The 22,009-nt window shown below is 53.0% G+C and carries 24 protein-coding genes; 16 read left to right on the top strand and 8 right to left on the bottom strand.

Annotated features, from left to right (window positions below):
- The first annotated feature begins 40 nt into the window (after nucleotides 1-40).
- From NNO08_RS00740 to NNO08_RS00730, 3 genes are all read left to right on the top strand, one after another.
- Nucleotides 41-682 (top strand): hydrolase, encoded by a 642-nt coding sequence (locus NNO08_RS00740; protein ID WP_047416914.1) that lies wholly within the window; start codon nucleotides 41-43, stop codon nucleotides 680-682.
- A gap of 172 nt (nucleotides 683-854) precedes the next feature.
- On the top strand, nucleotides 855-1,400 hold the full coding sequence (locus tag NNO08_RS00735; RefSeq protein WP_005125120.1) for an antibiotic biosynthesis monooxygenase: 546 nt from the start codon (nucleotides 855-857) through the stop codon (nucleotides 1,398-1,400).
- 21 nt (nucleotides 1,401-1,421) lie between these two features.
- Nucleotides 1,422-3,290: an amidohydrolase gene (locus NNO08_RS00730; protein WP_271455963.1), complete on the top strand. Its 1,869-nt coding sequence runs from the start codon at nucleotides 1,422-1,424 to the stop codon at nucleotides 3,288-3,290.
- A 60-nt stretch (nucleotides 3,291-3,350) separates the two neighbouring features.
- Here the strand turns inward: NNO08_RS00730 and NNO08_RS00725 are convergent, their stop codons facing one another.
- Both NNO08_RS00725 and acpH read right to left on the bottom strand, forming a co-directional pair.
- Complete coding sequence (locus tag NNO08_RS00725) at nucleotides 3,351-3,953, bottom strand: peroxiredoxin (RefSeq protein ID WP_003021524.1); 603 nt, start codon at nucleotides 3,951-3,953, stop codon at nucleotides 3,351-3,353.
- A 169-nt stretch (nucleotides 3,954-4,122) separates the two neighbouring features.
- Nucleotides 4,123-4,704 (bottom strand): ACP phosphodiesterase, encoded by a 582-nt coding sequence (acpH, locus tag NNO08_RS00720; RefSeq protein WP_271441097.1) that lies wholly within the window; start codon nucleotides 4,702-4,704, stop codon nucleotides 4,123-4,125.
- A gap of 90 nt (nucleotides 4,705-4,794) precedes the next feature.
- Here acpH and queA point away from each other — a divergent pair, with 90 nt between their 5' ends.
- The 7 genes from queA to NNO08_RS00685 all read left to right on the top strand — a co-directional run bounded on the left by queA (nucleotide 4,795) and on the right by NNO08_RS00685 (nucleotide 11,657).
- Entirely contained in the window at nucleotides 4,795-5,859 is a 1,065-nt protein-coding gene (gene queA, locus NNO08_RS00715) for a tRNA preQ1(34) S-adenosylmethionine ribosyltransferase-isomerase QueA (protein ID WP_271455962.1), read from the top strand.
- A gap of 208 nt (nucleotides 5,860-6,067) precedes the next feature.
- Nucleotides 6,068-7,195 carry a tRNA guanosine(34) transglycosylase Tgt gene (gene tgt / locus NNO08_RS00710; RefSeq protein WP_045440480.1) on the top strand — a complete coding sequence of 376 codons (1,128 nt, stop codon included), beginning with the start codon at nucleotides 6,068-6,070 and terminating at the stop codon, nucleotides 7,193-7,195.
- 22 nt (nucleotides 7,196-7,217) lie between these two features.
- On the top strand, nucleotides 7,218-7,550 hold the full coding sequence (yajC, locus tag NNO08_RS00705) for a preprotein translocase subunit YajC (protein WP_061155582.1): 333 nt from the start codon (nucleotides 7,218-7,220) through the stop codon (nucleotides 7,548-7,550).
- A gap of 27 nt (nucleotides 7,551-7,577) precedes the next feature.
- Entirely contained in the window at nucleotides 7,578-9,425 is a 1,848-nt protein-coding gene (gene secD / locus NNO08_RS00700; protein ID WP_137384646.1) for a protein translocase subunit SecD, read from the top strand.
- 10 nt (nucleotides 9,426-9,435) lie between these two features.
- Nucleotides 9,436-10,407 (top strand): protein translocase subunit SecF, encoded by a 972-nt coding sequence (secF, locus tag NNO08_RS00695; RefSeq protein WP_137384645.1) that lies wholly within the window; start codon nucleotides 9,436-9,438, stop codon nucleotides 10,405-10,407.
- A 168-nt stretch (nucleotides 10,408-10,575) separates the two neighbouring features.
- Entirely contained in the window at nucleotides 10,576-10,941 is a 366-nt protein-coding gene (locus NNO08_RS00690; protein WP_271441094.1) for a VOC family protein, read from the top strand.
- A gap of 23 nt (nucleotides 10,942-10,964) precedes the next feature.
- Complete coding sequence (locus NNO08_RS00685) at nucleotides 10,965-11,657, top strand: helix-turn-helix transcriptional regulator (protein ID WP_271441093.1); 693 nt, start codon at nucleotides 10,965-10,967, stop codon at nucleotides 11,655-11,657.
- Between the two features lie 45 nt (nucleotides 11,658-11,702).
- On the opposite strand, the gene NNO08_RS00680 is transcribed toward NNO08_RS00685, so the two are convergent.
- On the bottom strand, nucleotides 11,703-12,584 hold the full coding sequence (locus tag NNO08_RS00680; RefSeq protein WP_271454028.1) for a nucleoside-specific channel-forming protein Tsx: 882 nt from the start codon (nucleotides 12,582-12,584) through the stop codon (nucleotides 11,703-11,705).
- Nucleotides 12,585-12,882: 298 nt separating this feature from the next.
- Nucleotides 12,883-13,422, bottom strand: coding sequence for a DUF3251 domain-containing protein (locus NNO08_RS00675; protein ID WP_271455961.1), 540 nt, complete (start codon nucleotides 13,420-13,422; stop codon nucleotides 12,883-12,885).
- A gap of 154 nt (nucleotides 13,423-13,576) precedes the next feature.
- On the opposite strand from NNO08_RS00675, the gene nrdR reads away from it, so the two are divergent.
- From nrdR to pgpA, 6 genes are all read left to right on the top strand, one after another.
- Nucleotides 13,577-14,026: a transcriptional regulator NrdR gene (gene nrdR, locus NNO08_RS00670; protein WP_003021571.1), complete on the top strand. Its 450-nt coding sequence runs from the start codon at nucleotides 13,577-13,579 to the stop codon at nucleotides 14,024-14,026.
- A gap of 3 nt (nucleotides 14,027-14,029) precedes the next feature.
- Nucleotides 14,030-15,133 carry a bifunctional diaminohydroxyphosphoribosylaminopyrimidine deaminase/5-amino-6-(5-phosphoribosylamino)uracil reductase RibD gene (ribD, locus tag NNO08_RS00665; RefSeq protein ID WP_271455960.1) on the top strand — a complete coding sequence of 368 codons (1,104 nt, stop codon included), beginning with the start codon at nucleotides 14,030-14,032 and terminating at the stop codon, nucleotides 15,131-15,133.
- A gap of 86 nt (nucleotides 15,134-15,219) precedes the next feature.
- The gene (gene ribH / locus NNO08_RS00660) at nucleotides 15,220-15,690 is read left to right on the top strand and encodes a 6,7-dimethyl-8-ribityllumazine synthase (protein WP_003021575.1); all 471 of its coding nucleotides are present in this window, start codon (nucleotides 15,220-15,222) and stop codon (nucleotides 15,688-15,690) included.
- A gap of 19 nt (nucleotides 15,691-15,709) precedes the next feature.
- Nucleotides 15,710-16,129, top strand: coding sequence for a transcription antitermination factor NusB (gene nusB / locus NNO08_RS00655; RefSeq protein WP_000801129.1), 420 nt, complete (start codon nucleotides 15,710-15,712; stop codon nucleotides 16,127-16,129).
- Nucleotides 16,130-16,205: 76 nt separating this feature from the next.
- Entirely contained in the window at nucleotides 16,206-17,183 is a 978-nt protein-coding gene (thiL, locus tag NNO08_RS00650; protein WP_271450111.1) for a thiamine-phosphate kinase, read from the top strand.
- Nucleotides 17,161-17,679, top strand: a complete 519-nt coding sequence (pgpA, locus tag NNO08_RS00645; protein WP_003021578.1) for a phosphatidylglycerophosphatase A — start codon at nucleotides 17,161-17,163, stop codon at nucleotides 17,677-17,679. The genes thiL and pgpA overlap by 23 nt, the downstream gene beginning before the upstream one ends.
- Nucleotides 17,680-17,785: 106 nt before the next feature.
- Here the strand turns inward: pgpA and yajO are convergent, their stop codons facing one another.
- From yajO to xseB, 4 genes are read right to left on the bottom strand one after another with little or no spacing between them, the layout of a single operon-like run.
- Nucleotides 17,786-18,760, bottom strand: a complete 975-nt coding sequence (yajO, locus tag NNO08_RS00640; RefSeq protein ID WP_271450110.1) for a 1-deoxyxylulose-5-phosphate synthase YajO — start codon at nucleotides 18,758-18,760, stop codon at nucleotides 17,786-17,788.
- A 57-nt stretch (nucleotides 18,761-18,817) separates the two neighbouring features.
- The gene (gene dxs, locus NNO08_RS00635) at nucleotides 18,818-20,680 is read right to left on the bottom strand and encodes a 1-deoxy-D-xylulose-5-phosphate synthase (protein WP_137384639.1); all 1,863 of its coding nucleotides are present in this window, start codon (nucleotides 20,678-20,680) and stop codon (nucleotides 18,818-18,820) included.
- Nucleotides 20,681-20,704: 24 nt separating this feature from the next.
- Nucleotides 20,705-21,604 carry a (2E,6E)-farnesyl diphosphate synthase gene (ispA, locus tag NNO08_RS00630; protein WP_271454026.1) on the bottom strand — a complete coding sequence of 300 codons (900 nt, stop codon included), beginning with the start codon at nucleotides 21,602-21,604 and terminating at the stop codon, nucleotides 20,705-20,707.
- Nucleotides 21,605-21,847, bottom strand: coding sequence for an exodeoxyribonuclease VII small subunit (gene xseB, locus NNO08_RS00625; RefSeq protein ID WP_096759458.1), 243 nt, complete (start codon nucleotides 21,845-21,847; stop codon nucleotides 21,605-21,607).
- Between the last annotated feature and the right edge of the window lie 162 nt (nucleotides 21,848-22,009).

Below are 22,009 nucleotides of genomic sequence, written 5' to 3'. Positions count from 1 at the left end.
AGACCGTTGCCTTTTAACTTATTGATTAAGAAGGTATGATATGTCTATTCGGGAACTGATTGACCCTCAAAACTCCACGCTGATTTTTATTGACCATCAACCGCAAATGTCATTTGGTGTGGCGAATATTGATCGCCAGACATTGAAGAATAATACCGTTGCATTAGCCAAAGCCGGGAAAATATTCAATGTTCCAGTAATTTATACTTCAGTGGAAACGAAAAGTTTTAGCGGATATATCTGGCCGGAATTGTTAGCCGTTCATCCTGATGTGAAACCGATTGAACGTACGTCTATGAACTCCTGGGAAGATGCAGCCTTTGTTAAGGCGGTAGCAGCGACAGGGCGTAAAAAACTGATTATTTCCGCGTTGTGGACCGAAGTCTGCCTGACTTTCCCGGCGTTAATGGCGCTGGAAGCGGGCTATGAAGTGTATGTCGTGACTGATACCTCCGGTGGTACGTCTGTGGATGCTCATGAACGTTCGATTGATCGCATGGTGCAGGCAGGGGCCGTTCCGGTCACCTGGCAGCAAGTGTTGTTGGAGTATCAGCGTGACTGGTCACGTAAAGAAACCTACGACGCCGTCATGGATTTGGTGCGTGAACACAGCGGTGCTTACGGTATGGGTGTGGATTACGCATATACCATGGTGCATGGCGCGCCGGAACGTAAAGCCTGAATACACGCCATTTTTCATGTTGCCTCTTTGTTGGCTTAGCTTACGTACCCTGGTCACTGACTTCTGCAAGTGACCGGGGCTACACAATCTTGCCACCTCGATGTTTCACGAATGATTGTGTATTGCTTTCATGGCTTAAGCAGGTCAATTTCCCTTTAGCAAGGAACCTTTCATGGCGCAGAACAAACATGTGACGTTGGTAATTACTCACACCCTGCGGCCTGACCAGGCGCAGCGTTATGAGCAGTGGCTGGGGAAAATCATGCCGCTGGCCGCCGAGTTTCCCGGGCATCTTGGGGCGAATGTCATTCGACCCACAGATGGACAAAACCTGTGGAACATCATTATCCGTTTCGACACCCTTGAGCATCTGTATAACTGGACTCAATCTGATACACGCCGGGAGCTGGTCGAGGAAATTGCGCCGCTGCTGGCCGAAGGCGATAAAACAGAAGTGCGCACCGAAGCGGCCTTCTGGTTTACTCCGCCAGCCCCCCATGTACGCCAGCCCAAACGCTGGAAGCAGTTTTTGATAACGCTGCTGGTGATTTTCCCCAGTACCAACCTGGTGCCGTGGCTGACCGGTATTCTGCTGCCTTCAATGAAAGGCTCGTTACTCCTGCATCTGATTAATGATGCCTGTGTGGTTGCGCTGGTGGTCTGGTTGTGGATGCCCATCGTAACCCGTCTGTTTGCCGGATGGCTGAAAAAAGCCTGACCGGTTTCTCAGGAGATTGTTATGTCTCAAACTGCCACACTGATTCTGACTCACGGAAAAATTCATACTCTCGAAAAGCAAAGCCCGCAGGTAGAGGCGGTGGCGATCGCCAACGGGAAGATCCTCGCGACGGGTAGTCACGATCGGGTAATGAGCTTTGCAACCGACGGTACGCAGATTGTCGATCTGCAGGGACACACTGTGATCCCGGGTTTAAATGATTCACACCTGCACCTCATTCGCGGTGGGTTGAACTACAACCTGGAACTACGCTGGGAAGGGGTCCCATCGCTTGCAGATGCGCTGCGCATGCTCAAAGAGCAAGCCGATCGGACGCCGTCTCCGCAATGGGTGCGGGTGGTTGGCGGCTGGAGCGAGTTTCAGTTTGCCGAACGCCGTATGCCGACGTTGGAAGAACTGAACGATGCTGCACCGGATACACCGGTATTTGTTTTGCACCTCTACGACCGGGCGTTGTTGAATCGCGCGGCGCTGAAAGCCGTTGGCTACACCAAAGCCACACCGGACCCGGCGGGGGGAGAGATTGTGCGTGACGGCAATGGTAATCCAACCGGAATGTTGATAGCCAAACCGAATGCCATGATCCTCTATTCGACGCTGGCGAAAGGGCCAAAACTGCCGTTGGAGATGCAGGTTAACTCGACCCGCCAGTTTATGCGTGAGCTGAACCGACTGGGGCTGACCAGCGCCATCGATGCCGGCGGCGGCTTCCAGAACTACCCTGAAGATTACGAGATCATCGAGCAACTGCACGCTAACCAGCAGATGACAGTGCGTATTGCCTACAACCTGTTTACCCAGCGTCCGAAGCAGGAAGTGGAAGATTTTGAGCGCTGGACGGATATGCTCAAACCCGGGCAGGGAACCGACTTCTATCGTGCTAACGGGGCAGGGGAAATGTTGGTCTTCTCGGCGGCTGACTTCGAAGATTTTCTGCAGCCACGTCCGGATTTACCGGAAGGGATGGAAGAGGAACTGGAGCGCGTGGTGCGCCACCTGGTGGAACATCGTTGGCCGTTCCGCCTGCATGCGACCTATGATGAGTCCATCAGCCGTATGCTCGACGTGTTTGAGAAGGTGAACCGTGACATCCCGTTCAATGGCCTGCACTGGTTCTTCGATCACGCCGAAACGATTACTGAACGCAACATCGAGCGGGTAAAAGCGCTGGGCGGTGGCATTGCCGTTCAGCACCGTATGGCGTTCCAGGGCGAGTATTTTATCGATCGCTATGGCAAAGAGGCGGTGAAACATACGCCGCCGGTGGCGAAAATGCTGGCGGCTGATGTACCGGTTGGTCTGGGTACCGATGCTACGCGCGTGGCAAGTTACAACCCGTGGACAGCGTTGTACTGGCTGGTATCAGGACGCACCGTTGGCGGTATGGCGATGTACGATGATAACAACCGCCTGGCGCGAGATGTTGCCCTGGAACTGTGGACAGCCGGCAGCGCCTGGTTCTCCAGCGAGCAGGGGAAGAAAGGGCGTATTGAAAAGGATCAACTGGCAGATCTGGTGGTGCTGTCAAAAGACTATTTCAGCGTGCCGGAAGAAGAGATCAAAGGCATTGAGTCAGTGATGACCATTGTCGATGGCAAAGTAGTTTATGCGGTCGGACATTTCTCCCCGCTGGCCCCCCCAGCGATTCCGGTTGTCCCTGACTGGTCGCCCGTTGTGAAAGTACCGGGACATTATCGCTCAGCACCGCCAGCTGCCGCGAAGGTTGGGGCGATGGTGCAGATGCATCAGTGCTGCGGAAGTTGTGGTGTACATGGCCACCAGCATGATATTGCGCGTAAATCAGGGATACCGGTATCAGATGACCGGGCCTTCTGGGGTGCGCTCGGCTGCTCCTGCTTCGCGTTTTAACGGACGGGTCAGTGCCAATAAAAAAGGCCGCTTTTGCGGCCTTTTTTCGATTCGTGCCAATTACAGGCTGGAAACGTTTTCGGTCAGGTATTTTGCTACGCCGTCCGGAGACGCGTTCATACCTTCTTTACCTTTTTCCCACTGCGCCGGGCAAACGTCACCGTGCTCTTCGTGGAACTGCAGCGCGTCAACCATGCGCAGCATTTCGTCGATGTTACGGCCCAGCGGCAGGTCGTTAACAACCTGATGGCGAACAACGCCGTTAGCGTCGATCAGGAAAGAACCACGCAGAGCAACGCCCGCTTCCGGGTGCTCGATGCCGTAGGCTTTCTGGATTTCGCGTTTGATGTCAGCAACCATTGCGTATTTCACTGCACCGATGCCGCCTTTGTCGACAGGGGTGTTACGCCATGCGTTGTGGACAAATTCAGAGTCAAAAGAAACGCCAACCACTTCAACGCCACGTTTCTGGAATTCTTCGTAACGCTTGTCGAATGCGATCAGTTCAGACGGGCAAACGAAGGTGAAGTCCATTGGCCAGAAGAACAGAACGGTGGTTTTACCGTTGGTATGCTGTTTGAAGTTGAAGTTTTCAACAATCTCACCGCTACCCAGTACCGCAGCTGCTGTGAAATCCGGAGCCTGACGAGTTACCAGTACCATATAAATTCTCCTGCAAAGTTAAGGGGTTTTTGGAACGCAACGCGGGCCAGTATAGAGAGTGTTTGGCAATAAGACAAAGAGGCGCTGGCAATCAATGAGACAGGTTTTGACTATCAATGTTCGCCAGATAGTGGCCTCGCCTTATCCGGCCCTACAACGCATGCTGCAATCAAAGCGTTTTACGGCGTGCCTGTTCCATCATCTGCGGGTAAAACTGCCAGAAGCGCTCTTCTAAGGCATTGTAATGGGTGTCCAGGTCGTACCATGAATCACGCAGAGCATCGAGACGTGGACGGCGACTGGCCATCCCGTTGAGTACGTTCTGGATAAAATCCATGTCGCGATAGCGCTCAAGCCATTTCTCTGACCACATATAATTGTTCAGATTAATAAAGCGCGGCGGTGATTCTGGCAGAATAGTGGCAACCTGAGTGTGCGCGTAGCGAACAAAATCCGTCAGCGGGAAATCGGGAGAGATTTCTGACCAGTGCCGAGACAGGAAGTGATCCCACATGACGTCCAGCGTAATCGGTGCGACGCGACGCGTTTCGCTACGAAACCACTCTCTGGCTTCACGCACCTGCGGCAGGTTATCGGTCATTACGTCGATTCGGCGGTGCATGAAAATGCCTTCCACCACGTCAGGCGAGTAGAGCGTTTCCGGATTACCCCGGACAAAATCGGCCAGCAGATTGCCGGAAAGCGAGCTGTCGGCAAGGTGAGCGAGATGCAAATGTGCAAGAAAATTCATAGTTAAACGTTTATCCAGAGGGGTAAAGGTTGCAGGGAGAACGCCCCGGCACTAGACTACCCGCCTCTTATTTTAGTCTGAGTCAGTGTCATGCGCGTTACCGATTTCACCTTTGAATTACCCGAATCCCTGATTGCCCACTATCCGCAAGCTGAGCGCAGCAGTTGCCGCTTGCTGTCACTGGATGGGCCGACGGGCGCGCTGACGCACGGTACTTTCACCGATTTGCTCGATAAGCTCAACCCTGGAGATCTGCTGGTCTTTAACAACACCCGCGTGATCCCGGCTCGTCTGTTTGGTCGTAAAACCAGCGGCGGCAAGATTGAAGTGCTGGTCGAGCGTATGCTGGATGACAAACGTATTCTGGCGCATATTCGCGCCTCGAAAGCGCCAAAACCGGGCGCTGAACTGCTACTGGGTGACGACGAAAGTATTAACGCGACGATGGTCGCCCGCCATGACGCGCTGTTTGAAGTTGAGTTTAACGACGAACGCAGCGTGCTGGATATCCTCAACGCCATCGGCCATATGCCGCTGCCGCCGTATATCGATCGCCCGGATGAAGATGCTGACCGCGAACTGTACCAGACCGTGTATAGCGAAAAACCGGGCGCGGTCGCCGCGCCGACCGCGGGTCTGCACTTTGACGATCCGCTGCTGGCCAAACTGCGCGATAAAGGCATTGAGATGGCGTTCGTTACGCTACACGTGGGGGCAGGGACATTCCAGCCGGTGCGTGTAGACACTATCGAAGATCACATCATGCACTCGGAATACGCGGAAGTACCGCAGGATGTGGTTGATGCTGTGCTGGCGGCAAAAGCGCGCGGTAACCGTGTTATTGCCGTGGGCACTACCTCCGTGCGTTCACTGGAAAGCGCAGCGCAGGCAGCCAAAAACGACCTTATTGAACCGTTCTTCGGCGATACGCAGATCTTCATCTATCCAGGTTATCAATACAAAGTGATAGACGCGTTGGTAACCAACTTCCATCTGCCGGAATCGACGCTGATCATGCTGGTTTCTGCCTTTGCTGGCTACAAAAACACCATGCACGCCTATCATGAAGCGGTAAAAGCGGAATATCGCTTTTTTAGTTACGGTGATGCCATGTTTATCACGTACAATCCGCAGGCTATTTCTGAGCGACCGTGAGAAGGCTATCTCACTTGCCATTTTGATGTCGGGCAGTGCTCGCCATCCTCACGTACTGCGTGTACGCTCCGGTGGCTGCGCGCTGGTCGCCCCCAAACTGGCTGCGCCGATTGCGCCTTCGCCAGTGGGTTAAAATATTTATACTCCGTGGAGTGAATCCATGGGGAAAGTTTAATCATCAGACTGTCTCTCTGATGCAGGAGAAAAAATGAAATTTGAACTGGATACCACAGACGGTCGCGCACGCCGCGGCCGCCTGGTTTTTGATCGTGGCGTAGTGGAAACGCCTGCTTTTATGCCGGTTGGTACTTACGGCACAGTAAAAGGCATGACGCCGGAAGAAGTTGAAGCGACCGGCGCACAGATCATCCTCGGCAACACCTTCCACCTGTGGCTGCGCCCGGGTCAGGAAATCATGAAACTGCACGGCGATCTGCACGATTTCATGCAGTGGAAAGGACCGATCCTCACTGATTCCGGTGGTTTCCAGGTGTTCAGCCTGGGCGATATCCGTAAGATAACCGAACAGGGTGTGCATTTCCGTAATCCGATCAACGGCGATCCGATTTTCCTCGATCCCGAGAAGTCGATGGAGATTCAATACGATCTCGGTTCCGATATCGTGATGATTTTCGATGAATGTACACCGTATCCGGCTGACTGGGACTATGCTAAACGCTCAATGGAGATGTCTTTGCGTTGGGCGAAGCGCAGCCGTGACCGTTTTGATGGCCTTGGCAACAAAAATGCGCTTTTTGGCATCATTCAGGGCAGTGTTTACGAAGATTTACGTGATATCTCTGTCAAAGGTCTGGTAGATATTGGCTTTGATGGCTACGCTGTCGGCGGTTTGGCTGTCGGTGAGCCGAAAGCAGATATGCACCGCATTCTGGAACATGTTTGCCCGCAAATTCCGGCAGATAAACCTCGCTATCTGATGGGCGTTGGCAAACCAGAAGATCTGGTTGAAGGCGTGCGTCGTGGTATCGATATGTTTGACTGCGTGATGCCAACGCGAAATGCCCGTAATGGTCATTTGTTTGTGACTGACGGCGTGGTAAAAATCCGTAATGCGAAACATAAAAGCGACACCAGTCCGCTCGATGCCGAGTGTGATTGCTACACCTGTCGCAATTATTCGCGTGCTTACTTGCATCATCTCGACCGTTGCAACGAAATATTGGGCGCGCGACTCAACACGATTCATAACCTTCGCTACTACCAGCGTTTGATGGCGGGTTTACGCAAGGCTATTGAAGAGGGTAAATTAGAGAGCTTCGTGACCGATTTTTACCAACGTCAGGGTCGACCTGTTCCACCTTTGAACGTTGATTAATTTTAATAATGAGGGAATTTGAATGAGCTTTTTTATTTCTGATGCGGTAGCGGCAACAGGTGCTCCGGCGCAGGGCAGCCCGATGTCTCTGATTCTGATGCTGGTGGTGTTTGGTCTGATTTTCTACTTCATGATCCTGCGCCCACAGCAAAAGCGTACCAAAGAACATAAAAACCTGATGAGCTCCATTGCCAAGGGTGATGAAGTGCTGACTAACGGTGGCCTGGTAGGTCGCGTGACCAAAGTAGCAGAAACTGGCTACATCGCTATCGCGCTGAACGACACCACTGAAGTGGTTATCAAACGTGATTTCGTAGCTGCCGTTCTGCCGAAAGGCACGATGAAGGCGCTGTAATTTATTGTTTTCCCAAAGGGAACTGCCGTGTTAAACCGTTATCCTTTGTGGAAGTACATTATGCTGGTCGTCGTTATTATCGTCGGCCTGCTTTACGCACTTCCCAACCTGTATGGTGAGGATCCGGCTGTTCAAATCACTGGCGTGCGCGGTGCCGCCGCCAGTGAGCAAACGCTGATCCAGGTCCAGAAAACGTTACAAGAAGATAAAATCACACCTAAGTCTGTGGCTCTGGAAGAGGGCGCTATTCTTGCGCGCTTTGACTCCACCGATACCCAACTGCGCGCACGTGAAGTGTTGATGGGCGTGCTGGGTGATCAATACGTCGTGGCGCTTAACCTTGCTCCGGCAACACCCCGTTGGCTGGCAGCCATTCACGCAGAACCGATGAAACTCGGTCTTGATCTGCGTGGCGGCGTTCACTTCCTGATGGAAGTGGATATGGACACCGCACTGGGTAAATTGCAGGAACAAAATATCGATAGCCTGCGCAGCGATCTGCGTGAAAAAGGCATTCCTTATACTACCGTTCGGAAAGAAGATAACTACGGTCTGAGCATCACCTTCCGTGATGGAAATGCCCGTGATGAAGCGATCTCTTACCTGAGCAAGCGTCACCAGGATCTGGTGATTTCCAGCCAGGGCAGCAATGCGCTGCGTGCGGTGATGACCGATGCGCGCCTGAGTGAAGCGCGTGAATATGCGGTCCAGCAGAACATCAACATCCTGCGTAACCGTGTTAACCAGTTGGGTGTTGCTGAACCTGTTGTTCAGCGTCAGGGTGCTGACCGTATCGTCGTCGAACTGCCTGGTATCCAGGATACTGCGCGTGCGAAAGAAATTTTGGGCGCCACCGCGACGCTGGAATTCCGTCTGGTAAATACCAACGTTGACCAGTCTGCTGCGGCATCCGGACGCGTTCCGGGTGATTCGGAAGTGAAACAATCCCGTGAAGGTCAGCCAGTAGTGCTGTACAAGCGCGTGATCCTGACCGGTGACCATATCACCGATTCCACTTCCAGCCAGGACGAATACAATCAGCCGCAGGTTAACATCTCGCTGGATAGCGCAGGTGGTAACATCATGTCTAACTTCACCAAGGACAACATCGGTAAGCCGATGGCGACCCTGTTCGTGGAGTACAAAGACAGCGGTAAGAAAGATGCCAACGGTCGTGCCGTTCTGGTGAAACAGGAAGAGGTGATTAACATTGCCAACATCCAGTCTCGCCTGGGCAACAGCTTCCGTATTACCGGTATCAACAACCCGAACGAAGCGCGTCAGCTTTCCCTGCTGTTACGTGCTGGTGCATTGATTGCGCCGATTCAGATTGTTGAAGAAAGGACAATCGGCCCAACCCTGGGTATGCAGAACATTAAACAGGGTCTGGAAGCGTGTCTGGCCGGTCTGGTGGTTTCAATTCTGTTCATGATCTTCTTCTATAAGAAGTTCGGTCTGATTGCGACAAGCGCGCTGATTGCCAACCTGGTATTGATTGTCGGCATTATGTCACTGTTGCCGGGGGCGACGTTGAGTATGCCGGGTATTGCGGGGATCGTCTTAACCCTTGCCGTCGCGGTCGATGCTAACGTACTGATCAACGAACGTATCAAAGAAGAGTTGAGCAACGGACGTTCGGTGCAGCAAGCAATCAATGAAGGTTATGCGGGTGCATTTAGCTCCATCTTCGATGCGAACATTACGACGTTGATCAAGGTCATCATCCTGTACGCGGTCGGCACCGGGGCAATTAAAGGGTTCGCGATTACTACTGGTATTGGTGTGGCGACGTCGATGTTTACCGCGATTGTCGGTACACGTGCCATCGTAAACCTGTTGTATGGCGGCAAGCGCGTCAAAAAGCTGTCAATCTGAGGAGTGCGATGTGGCACAGGAATATACTGTTGAACAATTGAACCACGGCCGTAAAGTCTGGGACTTTATGCGCTGGGACTACTGGGCTTTCGGCATTTCTGGTTTCCTGCTGATTGCGGCCATCATTGTGATGGGCGTACGCGGGTTTAACTGGGGTCTCGATTTCACCGGTGGTACGGTGATTGAAATTACGCTGGAAAAACCAGCGGACATGGACGTGATGCGCGATGCGCTGGAGAAAGCGGGCTTTGTGGATCCGCTGCTGCAGAACTTCGGCAGCAGCCACGACATTATGGTGCGTATGCCGCCAACTGAAGGGGCAAACGGCGGCCAGGTGTTGGGCAGCAAAGTGTTGAGTGTGATTAACGAATCCACCAACCAAAACGCGGCGGTGAAGCGAATTGAATTCGTTGGGCCGAGCGTGGGGGCCGATCTTGCTCAAACTGGTGCGATGGCGCTGATGGCGGCGCTGATCTCCATCTTGGTCTATGTTGGTTTCCGCTTCGAGTGGCGACTGGCGGCAGGTGTGGTTATCGCATTGGCGCACGACGTTATCATTACGCTCGGGATCCTGTCGTTGTTCCATATCGAGATTGACCTGACTATCGTTGCATCACTGATGTCGGTAATCGGTTACTCGTTGAACGACAGTATCGTGGTATCTGACCGTATTCGTGAAAACTTCCGCAAGATTCGTCGCGGTACGCCTTACGAAATTTTTAACGTGTCATTGACCCAGACGCTGCACCGTACGTTGATTACATCCGGTACCACGTTGATGGTTATCCTGATGCTGTTCTTGTTCGGTGGCCCGGTACTGGAAGGCTTCTCGCTGACCATGCTTATCGGTGTGTCCATCGGTACAGCATCGTCTATCTATGTGGCTTCGGCTCTGGCGTTGAAGCTGGGTATGAAGCGCGAGCACATGCTGCAGCAGAAGGTCGAGAAAGAAGGGGCGGATCAACCGTCAATTCTGCCTTAACCAACGCAGGCAAAAGAACTGAAATCCCGATCGTAAGGTCGGGATTTTTTTTGCCTGCGATTTAGCAGCAGACCATGATCTTTTTCTGTCGTCACATTACTGACAGTATGCTGTCAGTAGCCCTGTCTTATAGTCCTTCTGAGACTACTCACACAGGCAGGAGGATGTATGAAAAACGTTATTAACTGGTTTGAAATCCCCGTGGTACAAATGGATCGCGCCATCGCTTTTTATGAGCCAGTGATGCAGATTTCTTTGCGCCGGGAGAACATGGACTGCGCTGAGCTGGCCGTATTCCCGTATCAGGAGCCTGCTCCTGGTGGGGCGCTGGCTAAATTTGACGGTATTACGCCTTCAGCGCAGGGCGCTATTATTTATCTGCATACGGATGATTTAGTGGCAACGCTTGAACGCGTCGCTACCGCGGGCGGCCAGTGCGTGTTTGGCCCGATCGAACTGGGGCAGGATATTGGCACGATTGCGCTGTTTACTGACAGTGAAGGCAATCGTGTTGGTTTACATCAACCCGCGTAATATTTTCAGGACAGAGGACTAAAATGACCCGACGCGCCGACCGCTTGTTTCAGATTGTACAAATCCTGCGTGGCAGGCGAGTGACAACGGCGGCGCTGCTGGCAGAGCGTCTTGAGGTTTCTGAACGGACGATTTATCGCGATATCCGCGATCTCTCTTTATCCGGCGTGCCCATTGAGGGTGAAGTGGGCAGTGGCTATCGCTTAATGGCCGGGTTTGATCTGCCGCCGTTGATGTTAACGCATCACGAATCAGAAGCGTTGATGGTAGCGATTCGGCTGTTGAAAACATGGGGCGGGGATTCACTCTCACAAGCGCTGGAATCCGCGCAGGAAAAAGTGCTGGCGATATTGCCGCCAGAGAGTCGGCGCAGGGCCGAACAAACGCGGATTTTCGCACCAGATTTTGGTAATCAGCCGCATTCACGTAGTGCGTTCGATCTTATTCATCGCGCGGTTTCGGCGCAGCAGATTCTGGCGCTGCATTATCGCGATGAGTCCGGGAATCTCTCCTGGCGAGACGTTCAGCCGTTGGGGTTATTTTTCGGGGGCGAGCACTGGCTGCTGGTTGCATGGTGTGAGAATCGTGACGATTATCGCTGTTTTCGCGTTGATCGTTGTCTGAAGATCACGCCACTCGACAGGCATTTTCGCGAATCGGCGGATCGTTCGCTAAGTGACTTTTTACGTAAGGTACGCTGTGAAGATCAGCCATAAAAAAGCCAGCGGTTAAGCTGGCTTGTCTTTGATAAATTTACTGGATTAGAAGTTGTAACCTACAACCAGGTAACCACCCCAACCGGTAGAACGAACGTTTTCATTCATCCAGTTCAGATCCGCGTTATCGTTCCACTGACCACCGTTGTGCCAGTAACGGGCAACGACAGAATAATGCCAGTGGTCATAGTTTAGCGCCAGAATGTGGCTGGAGGCGATAGAGTTGTTAGTACGCTGTTTAATGCCATTCTCAGCGTAGGCGCTCTTATCACCCAGATCGGAACCCCAGTCAAAGTTGGTAAAACCGATGTAGCTCAGGTTACCGCCCCACAGTTCGGTAATCGGTACAAAGTACTTCACTTTGAAACGGTAGCCGTCCCAATCATTTTCGTTCTCAGCACCGTAGTTCTGCCACTGGTACTTAGCGTACACGTTCATGGACAGGCTCATCGGCAAGCCGGTGTCGATGTCGGTACCCAGACCCATGTACCAGGTACTCTGGCGGCCATCTTTGTTACGACCCATGTCGTAGATGTAGTTGTTCGCGAAATACCACTCTTTGAACGGACCGAAGCTCAGGTCGGTACCGGTCAGTTTGTCGATGGAGAAACGGGGTTCGATTTCCATGAACAGCGGAGAGCCGTGGTTCCAGATACCTTTCGCATCGGTGTTACCACCGAAGAATACCGGTGCATCCATGTAACCATAGAAGTCGAACCAATCTTTCTTGGCAAACGCTTCGTATTCCAGGTAGGTATCGTTACGGAGCTGCGGTCCGAAGCGAGTGTGGTAGCTACCCACAACGTTAACGCTCTGATGCCACCAGTCGGAAAGATATTGCGGTTTGTCATTTTCTGCCGCGTTTGCAACAGTAAATGACGAGGAGAGCGCCAGCACTGCACCGGCTGCAAGTAATGTTTTTTTCATATGTATGCCACTGTTTGAAATCCCTTTCGGGAGTGAAAAAGGCGCAAATTGCGTTTCTAAATATTTCGTATTTCTTCGGAGCTTATTATAAAAATCATTGTTCACAAAAATATGTCTTGTTTCACAGTTCTATCATTTACGTAATCGATTGCGTTCACGTTTGCGTACTTTAGGCGGCGAATTGTACTGGCTCCGATGAATGTTGCCAAGTTTTACTGGAAATATCGCTTATGTCATAGGAGTAACAAAATAGGGCGGGTTGGTGTTGCGGAACGCACAAAAACGTTCCGCAAAAAGTTTATTGACTAACAGGCTGGATGTCGTGGATGCGAACAAAACCTAACTGGTCAGGAGACAGTCCGTTTAGCTGCAACGAAATATCCACGTCGCTGGGGGCAAGGATACTTGCCGGGGCGTTTATCAACTGATTCTGTACATTCACTTCCTGGTAGTTGTCTGTGGTGCCCTGAATCTGTCCGTACTCTACAGTACCGCTAAAGGCAGGGAGCGGGGTATTCGATTCCCCCTGAATACGCAGTGTCAGGCGCGTTCCTGCCGCATTTGGCGCAATATTCACCAGCGACATACGCAACGTGCCGATCTGACTATCCAGCCGGGCAGGTGTTTTGGAACCGGGTAGCAGGTAAGCTCCACTGGTCGATTTGGCATTCAACATATTTTGTTGCGTAATTTTTACCGTTTCCTGATTGAGCTGTGTCATCTCTTTATTCAACGTGCTAACGCTTTGATGCATCTGGCGTACTTCGCTTTGTTGTGCACAGGCGCTGAGGCTAAAGAGGCTTCCCACCAGGAGAATTCTTAGGTAACGTCTTGTCATTGTGATTACTTCCTTCATTGTCGCGATAGCATAATGGTAGTGTGCACAGAGCACGAAGGCATCGATCCTTTGTCTCAAAAGCGCTCCGCCTTTGTTGTCACGCCAGTTCAGGGTAAAATAGATTTCTGCGAACCACTAAGGTACAGGACGCCGTATGCATTGCCCATTCTGTTTCGCCGTAGACACTAAGGTAATTGACTCTCGTCTTGTGGGCGAGGGCTCTTCGGTACGCCGCCGCCGACAGTGTCTGGTCTGTAACGAACGTTTCACCACCTTTGAGGTGGCTGAACTTGTTATGCCGCGCGTTGTAAAAAGCAACGATGTGCGTGAACCCTTTAATGAAGAGAAGCTGCGTAGCGGCATGCTCAGAGCGCTTGAAAAACGTCCGGTCAGCGCTGATGACGTCGAAATGGCGTTAAACCATATAAAATCACAGCTGCGTGCGACAGGCGAGCGTGAAGTGCCGAGTAAGATGATTGGCAATCTGGTGATGGAGCAGTTGAAAAAGCTCGATAAAGTCGCTTACATCCGCTTTGCCTCGGTTTACCGGAGCTTCGAAGATATCAAAGAATTTGGCGAAGAGATTGCTCGCCTACAGGACTAAGCCATGCAGGATGAATTGTACATGGCGCGAGCGCTGAAGCTTGCTGCGCGCGGACGTTTTACTACTCACCCCAATCCCAACGTGGGCTGTGTGATTGTTAAAGATGGGGAAATCGTCGGTGAGGGGTACCACCATCGCGCGGGCGAGCCTCATGCCGAAGTCCATGCTCTGCGTATGGCGGGAGAAAAAGCGCAGGGGGCAACGGCCTATGTGACGCTTGAACCCTGTAGCCATCATGGTCGCACGCCGCCGTGCTGCGATGCGCTGATCGCCGCCGGTGTGACGCGTGTGGTTGCCGCTATGCAGGATCCCAATCCGCAGGTAGCAGGTCGTGGTCTCTACCGTTTGCAGCAGGCGGGCGTTGACGTCAGCCATGGCCTGATGATGAGCGAAGTTGAGCAGCTTAATAAGGGCTTTCTCAAACGGATGCGTACCGGATTCCCTTACGTACAGCTCAAGCTGGGTGCCTCGCTTGATGGGCGTACGGCGATGGCCAGTGGTGAAAGCCAGTGGATCACCTCGCCGCAGGCACGTCGCGATGTGCAACGCCTGCGCGCGCAAAGTCATGCCATTTTAACCAGCAGTGCCACGGTACTGGCGGATGACCCTCAGCTTACCGTTCGTTGGGAAGAACTGGGGGAGTCAACCCAGGCGAGTTATCCGCAGGAAAATGTGCGTCAGCCAATCCGAATTGTACTTGATAGCCAGAACCAGGTGACACCGGCGCATCGCATTGTGCAACAGCCCGGAGAAACCTGGATTGTCCGTACCCAGGACGATCCTCGCAGCTGGCCGGAAACGGTTCGTAGCCTGAAGGTGCCGGAACATAACGGGCATCTGGATCTGGTGGTGTTGATGATGCAGTTGGGCAAACAGCAAATTAACAGCATTTGGGTTGAGGCCGGGCCAACACTTGCAGGTGCGTTATTACAGGCCGGCGTGGTGGATGAGCTAATCGTCTATGTTGCGCCTAAACTGTTAGGAAGCAATGCCCGAGGATTATGTGTGCTTCCAGGCCTTGAGAAACTGGCTGACGCCCCCCATTTCAAATTCAACGAAATACGCCATGTGGGTCCGGACCTTTGCCTGCATTTAGTGGGCGCATGATCTCCCGGTTCGAAAGGGAAGCAGCGCACAGATTATTATGATAAAATCCGCCCCCCTGCGGGGTCTAGTGAATCCGAAGGAAGAATATGAACATTATTGAAGCTAACGTTGCTACCCCGGACGCTCGCGTCGCCATCACCATTGCGCGTTTCAACAACTTTATCAATGACAGCCTGCTGGAAGGTGCGATCGACGCCCTGAAACGTATTGGTCAGGTTAAAGATGAAAATATTACCGTCGTTTGGGTTCCAGGCGCGTATGAGCTGCCGCTGGCGGCTGACGCACTGGCAAAAACCGGTAAATATGACGCGGTGATTGCGCTGGGTACGGTTATCCGTGGTGGTACCGCACACTTCGAATATGTGGCTGGCGGTGCAAGCAATGGCCTGGCGCATGTCGCTCAGGACAGCGGTATCCCGGTAGCCTTCGGTGTTCTGACCACCGAAAGTATTGAACAAGCCATCGAACGTGCTGGCACCAAAGCCGGCAACAAAGGCGCAGAAGCTGCACTGACTGCGCTTGAAATGATTAATGTATTGAAAGCCATTAAGGCCTGATTTTTGTAAGGGGAAATCCGTGAAACCTGCTGCTCGTCGCCGCGCCCGTGAGTGTGCCGTCCAGGCGCTCTACTCCTGGCAGTTGTCCCAGAACGACATCGCTGATGTTGAATACCAGTTCCTGGCGGAACAGGACGTAAAAGATGTTGACGTTCTGTATTTCCGTGAACTGCTGTCCGGGGTGGCGACTAACAGCGCGTACCTGGATGGACTGATGAAGCCTTACCTGTCTCGCCTGTTGGAAGAGCTGGGTCAGGTAGAAAAAGCCGTGCTGCGTATTGCGCTGTTTGAACTGTCTAAGCGTAGTGATGTGCCGTATAAAGTGGCCATTAACGAAGCGATTGAACTGGCGAAAACCTTCGGCGCTGAAGATAGCCACAAATTCGTCAACGGCGTACTGGATAAAGCAGCACCTGTGATTCGCCCCAACAAAAAGTGATCCCGAGGCCGGCTGGAGGGTGGAACCTGTTTCCACTGTCCCCGGCTTTTTCTTTTTTCCTGCTGAGGCATAACGTATGGCATGTGGCGAGTTTTCCCTGATTGCCCGTTATTTTGACCGCGTAAGAAGCTCTCGTCTTGATGTCGAAACCGGTATTGGCGACGATTGCGCACTTCTGAACATCCCTGAAAAACAAACGCTGGCGATCAGTACCGATACGCTGGTGGCAGGCAACCACTTCCTCCCCGATATTGATCCCACAGACCTTGCCTGGAAAGCGCTGGCGGTGAACTTGAGCGATCTGGCGGCGATGGGGGCCGATCCTGCATGGCTGACGCTGGCAATCACATTACCTGACGTCGATGAAGCCTGGCTTGAAGCTTTCAGTGATGGCCTGTTTGAGCTCCTGAATTACTATGATATGCAGTTGATTGGCGGCGACACCACACGTGGGCCACTGTCGATGACGCTGGGTATTCATGGCTACGTCCCGGTTGGACGGGCCTTAAAACGCTCCGGTGCGAAGCCGGGCGACTGGATTTACGTTACCGGTACGCCGGGCGACAGCGCTGCCGGGTTGGCTATTCTGCAAAACCGATTGCAGGTAACTGATGCCAAAGATGCTGACTATCTGCTCAAGCGGCACCTGCGTCCCACGCCGCGAATTTTACAAGGGCAAGCCCTGCGCGACCTGGCGAGTGCCGCTATCGATCTCTCGGACGGTCTGATTTCAGATCTGGGGCATATCGTTAATGCCAGTGGCTGCGGCGCACGGATTAACGTTGATGCACTGCCATATTCCACTGCGTTTACCCAATACGTCGAGCCTGAACAGGCGTTGCGTTGGGCGCTCTCGGGCGGTGAAGATTATGAGTTATGCTTTACCGTACCGGAAATGAATCGTGGGGCGCTGGACGTCGCGCTGGGGCATCTCGGCACACCGTTTACCTGCATTGGGCAGATGAGTGCGGATGTGGAAGGCATTCATTTTACGCGTGATGGAAAACCCGTCACGTTCGACTGGAAAGGATATGACCATTTTGCCGCGCCTTAAAAAAGATGTCGCAAAAAGCCGTTTGAGCATGCGCAATCCGTGGCACCTGCTGGCTACCGGATTTGGCAGCGGATTGAGCCCGATTGTACCGGGCACCATGGGATCGCTGGCGGCGATCCCATTTTGGTATTTAATGACATTTCTGCCGTGGCAACTCTATTCACTGGTGGTCATGCTGTCGATCTGTATTGGCGTCTATCTGTGCCATCAAACGGCAAAAGATATGGGCGTGCACGATCACGGAAGCATTGTCTGGGATGAGTTTGTCGGGATGTGGATAACCCTGATGGCGCTGCCGACCAACGACTGGCAGTGGGTTGCCGCTGGGTTTGTGATTTTCCGTATTCTGGATATGTGGAAACCCTGGCCGATTCGCTGGTTCGATCGTAACGTACATGGCGGCACGGGGATCATGATCGATGATATTGTCGCTGGGATACTATCTGCAGGGATACTGTATTTTATCGGCCATCACTGGCCGGTAGGTATTATTTAACCCCTTTTTGAGGCCGTTGTAGGCCGGATAAGCATAGCGCATCCGGCACTGATTGCCCGATGGCGCGTCGCTTATCGGGCCTACGATCTATAATCTACAACCGCGCTTATTTAAATCCCACCACCGGATGCTGTTTGTACGGCATTTCCAGTTCGGCAATGTGCTCTGGTTTCAGCGTTAAATCTACCGCATTAAGTAATTCATCCAACTGTTCTTCACGCGATGTGCCGATAATCGGTGCGGCGACGCCAGGTTTGCTTAACAGCCATGCCAGAGCGACCTGCGCTCGTGTAGCGCCCAGTTCTTCACTGACGCCAGTCAATCGTGCAGCAATTTGCGCGTCGTTTTCATCACTTTCTTCGTACAGGTTTTTGCCGACTTCATCGGAAACCAGGCGTGCGGTGGTTTCTCCCCACGGGCGCGTCAGGCGACCACGTGCCAGCGGACTCCATGGGATCACCGCGACACCTTCCTGAGAGCAAAGCGGTAGCATTTCGCGTTCTTCTTCGCGGTAGATCAGGTTGTAGTGATCCTGCATGCTAACAAATTGCGCCCAACCGTGTTGTTTCTGCAGGGCCAGTGCCTGAGCAAACTGCGAAGCGTGCATGGATGATGCGCCGATGTAGCGCGCTTTCCCGGCTTTCACGACGTCATTAAGCGCTTCCAGCGTTTCTTCAATGGGCGTGTTGTAGTCCCAACGGTGAATTTGCAGGATATCGACATAGTCCATACCAAGACGCTTCAGACTGTCATCAATAGAACGCAGAATTTGCGCACGAGATAATCCTTCCGGCAGGTCGTCAACACGGTGAAAAACTTTGGTGGCTACTACGACGTCATCCCGACGAGCGAAATCGCGCAGCGCACGGCCGACAATTTCCTCACTGCTGCCTGCAGAGTAACTGTTTGCGGTATCGAAAAAGTTAATACCACCCTCAAGGGCATGTTTGATAATCGGGCGGCTACTTTCTTCTGGTAGCGTCCAGGCGTGATTGCCGCGATTGGGTTCGCCAAACGTCATGCAGCCCAGACAAAGGCGGGAGACCCGAAGGTCTGTTTTTCCTAAGGTGTTGTATTGCATAAATTCGCTCCTGCTTAGCGTGTTATTCATTAAGCATAGCAGGAGCGAGGGGGGGGATTATGCCAGCCAGGCCTTGATTTTGGCCTCAATTCCGGCTGCATTCAGGCCCAGTTCGGCGCGAGCCTCGTCCTGAGTACCCTGGGGAATGAAGAAGTCAGGCAGGCCGATATTCAGTACCGGAACCGGCTTACGGTGCGCCATCAGCACTTCGTTTACACCGCTGCCTGCGCCGCCCATAATGGCGTTTTCTTCAATCGTCACCAGCACGTCGTGCTGTGCTGCCATTTCCAGAATCAGTGCTTCATCCAGCGGTTTCACGAAGCGCATATCGACCAGCGTTGCGTTCAGCGATTCCGCGACCTGAGCCGCTTCCGGCATCAGCGTACCGAAGTTCAGAATTGCCAGTTTCTCACCGTGACGCTTGACGATACCTTTGCCGATAGGCAATTGTTCCAGCGGCGTCAGCTCAACACCTACGGCAGTACCGCGTGGATAACGCACGACCGTTGGGCCATTGTTGTAGTGATAGCCGGTAAACAACATTTGGCGACATTCGTTCTCATCGCTCGGGGTCATAATGACCATTTCCGGGATGCAGCGCAGGAAGGAAAGATCGAACGCACCCTGGTGGGTTTGCCCATCGGCACCCACGATTCCTGCCCGGTCAACGGCGAACAGTACCGGCAGCTTCTGAATGGCAACATCGTGCAGCACCTGATCGTAGGCGCGTTGCAGGAACGTGGAATAGATAGCGACGATGGGTTTATAACCACCAATCGCCAGGCCAGCCGCAAAGGTCACTGCATGCTGCTCGGCAATGGCCACGTCGAAGTAGCGATCCGGGAATTTACGGGAAAACTCCACCATACCGGAGCCTTCACGCATTGCCGGGGTAATCGCCATCAGCTTGTTGTCTTTTGCTGCAGTTTCACACAGCCAGTCACCGAAGATTTTTGAATAGCTCGGCAGACCGCCGCTGCTTTTCGGCAGACATCCGCTGGACGGATCGAATTTTGGCACCGCGTGGAAGGTGATCGGATCTTTTTCCGCCGGTTCGTAGCCACGACCTTTCTTGGTCATGATGTGCAGGAACTGCGGGCCTTTCAGATCCCGCATGTTTTTCAGCGTGGTGATAAGACCCAGCACGTCGTGACCGTCTACCGGGCCAATATAGTTAAAGCCCAGCTCTTCAAACAGCGTACCCGGCACAACCATACCTTTGATGTGTTCTTCGGTACGTTTGAGCAGCTCTTTAATCGGCGGAACACCGGAGAACACTTTCTTCCCGCCTTCGCGCAACGACGAATAGAGTTTTCCAGAGAGCAGTTGCGCCAGGTGGTTATTCAGCGCACCGACGTTTTCCGAAATCGACATTTCGTTGTCGTTGAGGATAACCAGCATGTCAGGCTTAATATCGCCCGCATGGTTCATCGCTTCAAACGCCATCCCGGCGGTGATGGCACCGTCGCCAATGACGCATACGGTGCGGCGCTCTTTGCCTTCTTTCTCGGCGGCAACTGCAATGCCGATGCCTGCGCTGATAGAGGTTGAGGAGTGGCCAACGCTCAGTACGTCATACTCACTCTCGCCGCGCCACGGGAACGGATGCAGGCCGCCTTTCTGGCGAATAGTGCCAATCTTATCGCGGCGGCCGGTAAGAATTTTGTGCGGATAAGCCTGATGTCCCACATCCCAGATTAACTGGTCGAACGGGGTGTTGTAGACATAGTGCAGCGCGACGGTGAGTTCCACCGTGCCCAGACCAGAGGCGAAGTGCCCGCTGGAACGGCTCACGCTGTCGAGCAAATAGCGGCGCAGTTCGTCGCAAAGCTTAGGCAGGCTCTCTTTTGGCAGCAGTCTTAACTCCTGGGTGGAGTCGACCAACGCCAGGGTCGGGTATTTGGCTATATCAAAACTCATCGCAAGCTCATTGGATATGTTGGTTTATTTATCACGCTGGATTATGTAGTCCGCTAGCGCTTCCAGTGCCGAGGTATCGAGAGATTGTGCGGCCAGCAAACTTAACGACTGGCGGGCATCCTCAATTAAATCCCGGGCTTTATTCCGGGCTTGCTCAAGACCCAGAAGTGCAGGATAGGTACTTTTGCCAAGCTGCTGGTCGGCACCCTGACGTTTACCCAATGTTGCAGTATCGCCTACCACATCCAGTATGTCATCCTGAACCTGGAAGGCCAGACCGATACTTTCGGCGTATTTGTCGAGTATCGGCAGAAGTTCTCTCCCTTTATCTCCAGCACTTAACGCACCCAAACGAACGGCGGCGCGAATCAATGCGCCGGTTTTATGGCGGTGAATACGCTCCAGCGCCGCCAGTTCTACCTGCTGACCTTCTGCTGCCAGATCCAGCGCCTGACCGCCACACATACCGGCGATACCGCTGGCTTGAGCCAGTTCAGAGATCATGGCGATGCGGTCACGGTCGGTGACTTCTGGCATCGGGGCGTCGCTGATAATAGAGAACGCCAGCGTTTGCAGCGCATCACCGGCCAGAATCGCATTCGCTTCACCAAACTTGACGTGGCAGGTTGGCAGGCCGCGACGCAGATCATCGTCGTCCATCGCGGGTAAATCGTCGTGCATCAGCGAATAGGCATGGATGCACTCAACCGCGGCTGCGGGGGCGTCAAGCGTACTCAGGCTCACGCCAAACATCTGACCGGTAGCATAAACCAAAAATGGGCGCAGACGTTTGCCGCCTAATAATGCGCCATATTGCATGGTTTCGACCACGGGAGTGTTCTGAAAGGGCAGTGGCGCGATAAAACGGCTCAGTGCCTGGTTAGCCTGCTCAACGCAAGCCTGTAGCTGCTGCGTAAAATCCATTTACTCATTATCCGGTGTAAAAGGCGTGAGGGCGGCGTCTTCAGTTTCTGACAGCAGGATTTGCACGCGCTGTTCAGCCTGTTGCAATTTGACTTGTCCCTGACGTGCCAGCTGTACGCCACGTTCGAATTCGTTCAGCGCCTCTTCCAGCGGCAAATCGCCGCTTTCCAGACGGGTGACAATCTGTTCCAGCTCGCTCAGCGCAGTTTCAAAACTGGCGGGCGCTTCATTTTTCTTCGGCATAATGAATGTCTGACTCTCTGTATTGACAGCACAAGACTATGGTAACGGACTCGCACTGATAAGCAAATAACGCGCAATGTGCACAGTAGCCGCGCGATGGTGGTATACTTGCGCGCCTGGATGCAGTCGCGGGTATGGGCTGCTGTATTATTTTCCATCACA

Source organism: Citrobacter sp. Igbk 17 (assembly GCF_028069775.1).
Taxonomy (GTDB): domain Bacteria; phylum Pseudomonadota; class Gammaproteobacteria; order Enterobacterales; family Enterobacteriaceae; genus Citrobacter.
The sequence above is the reverse complement of the archived record's forward strand: the minus strand, read 5'-3'. Positions and strand labels throughout refer to the sequence as shown.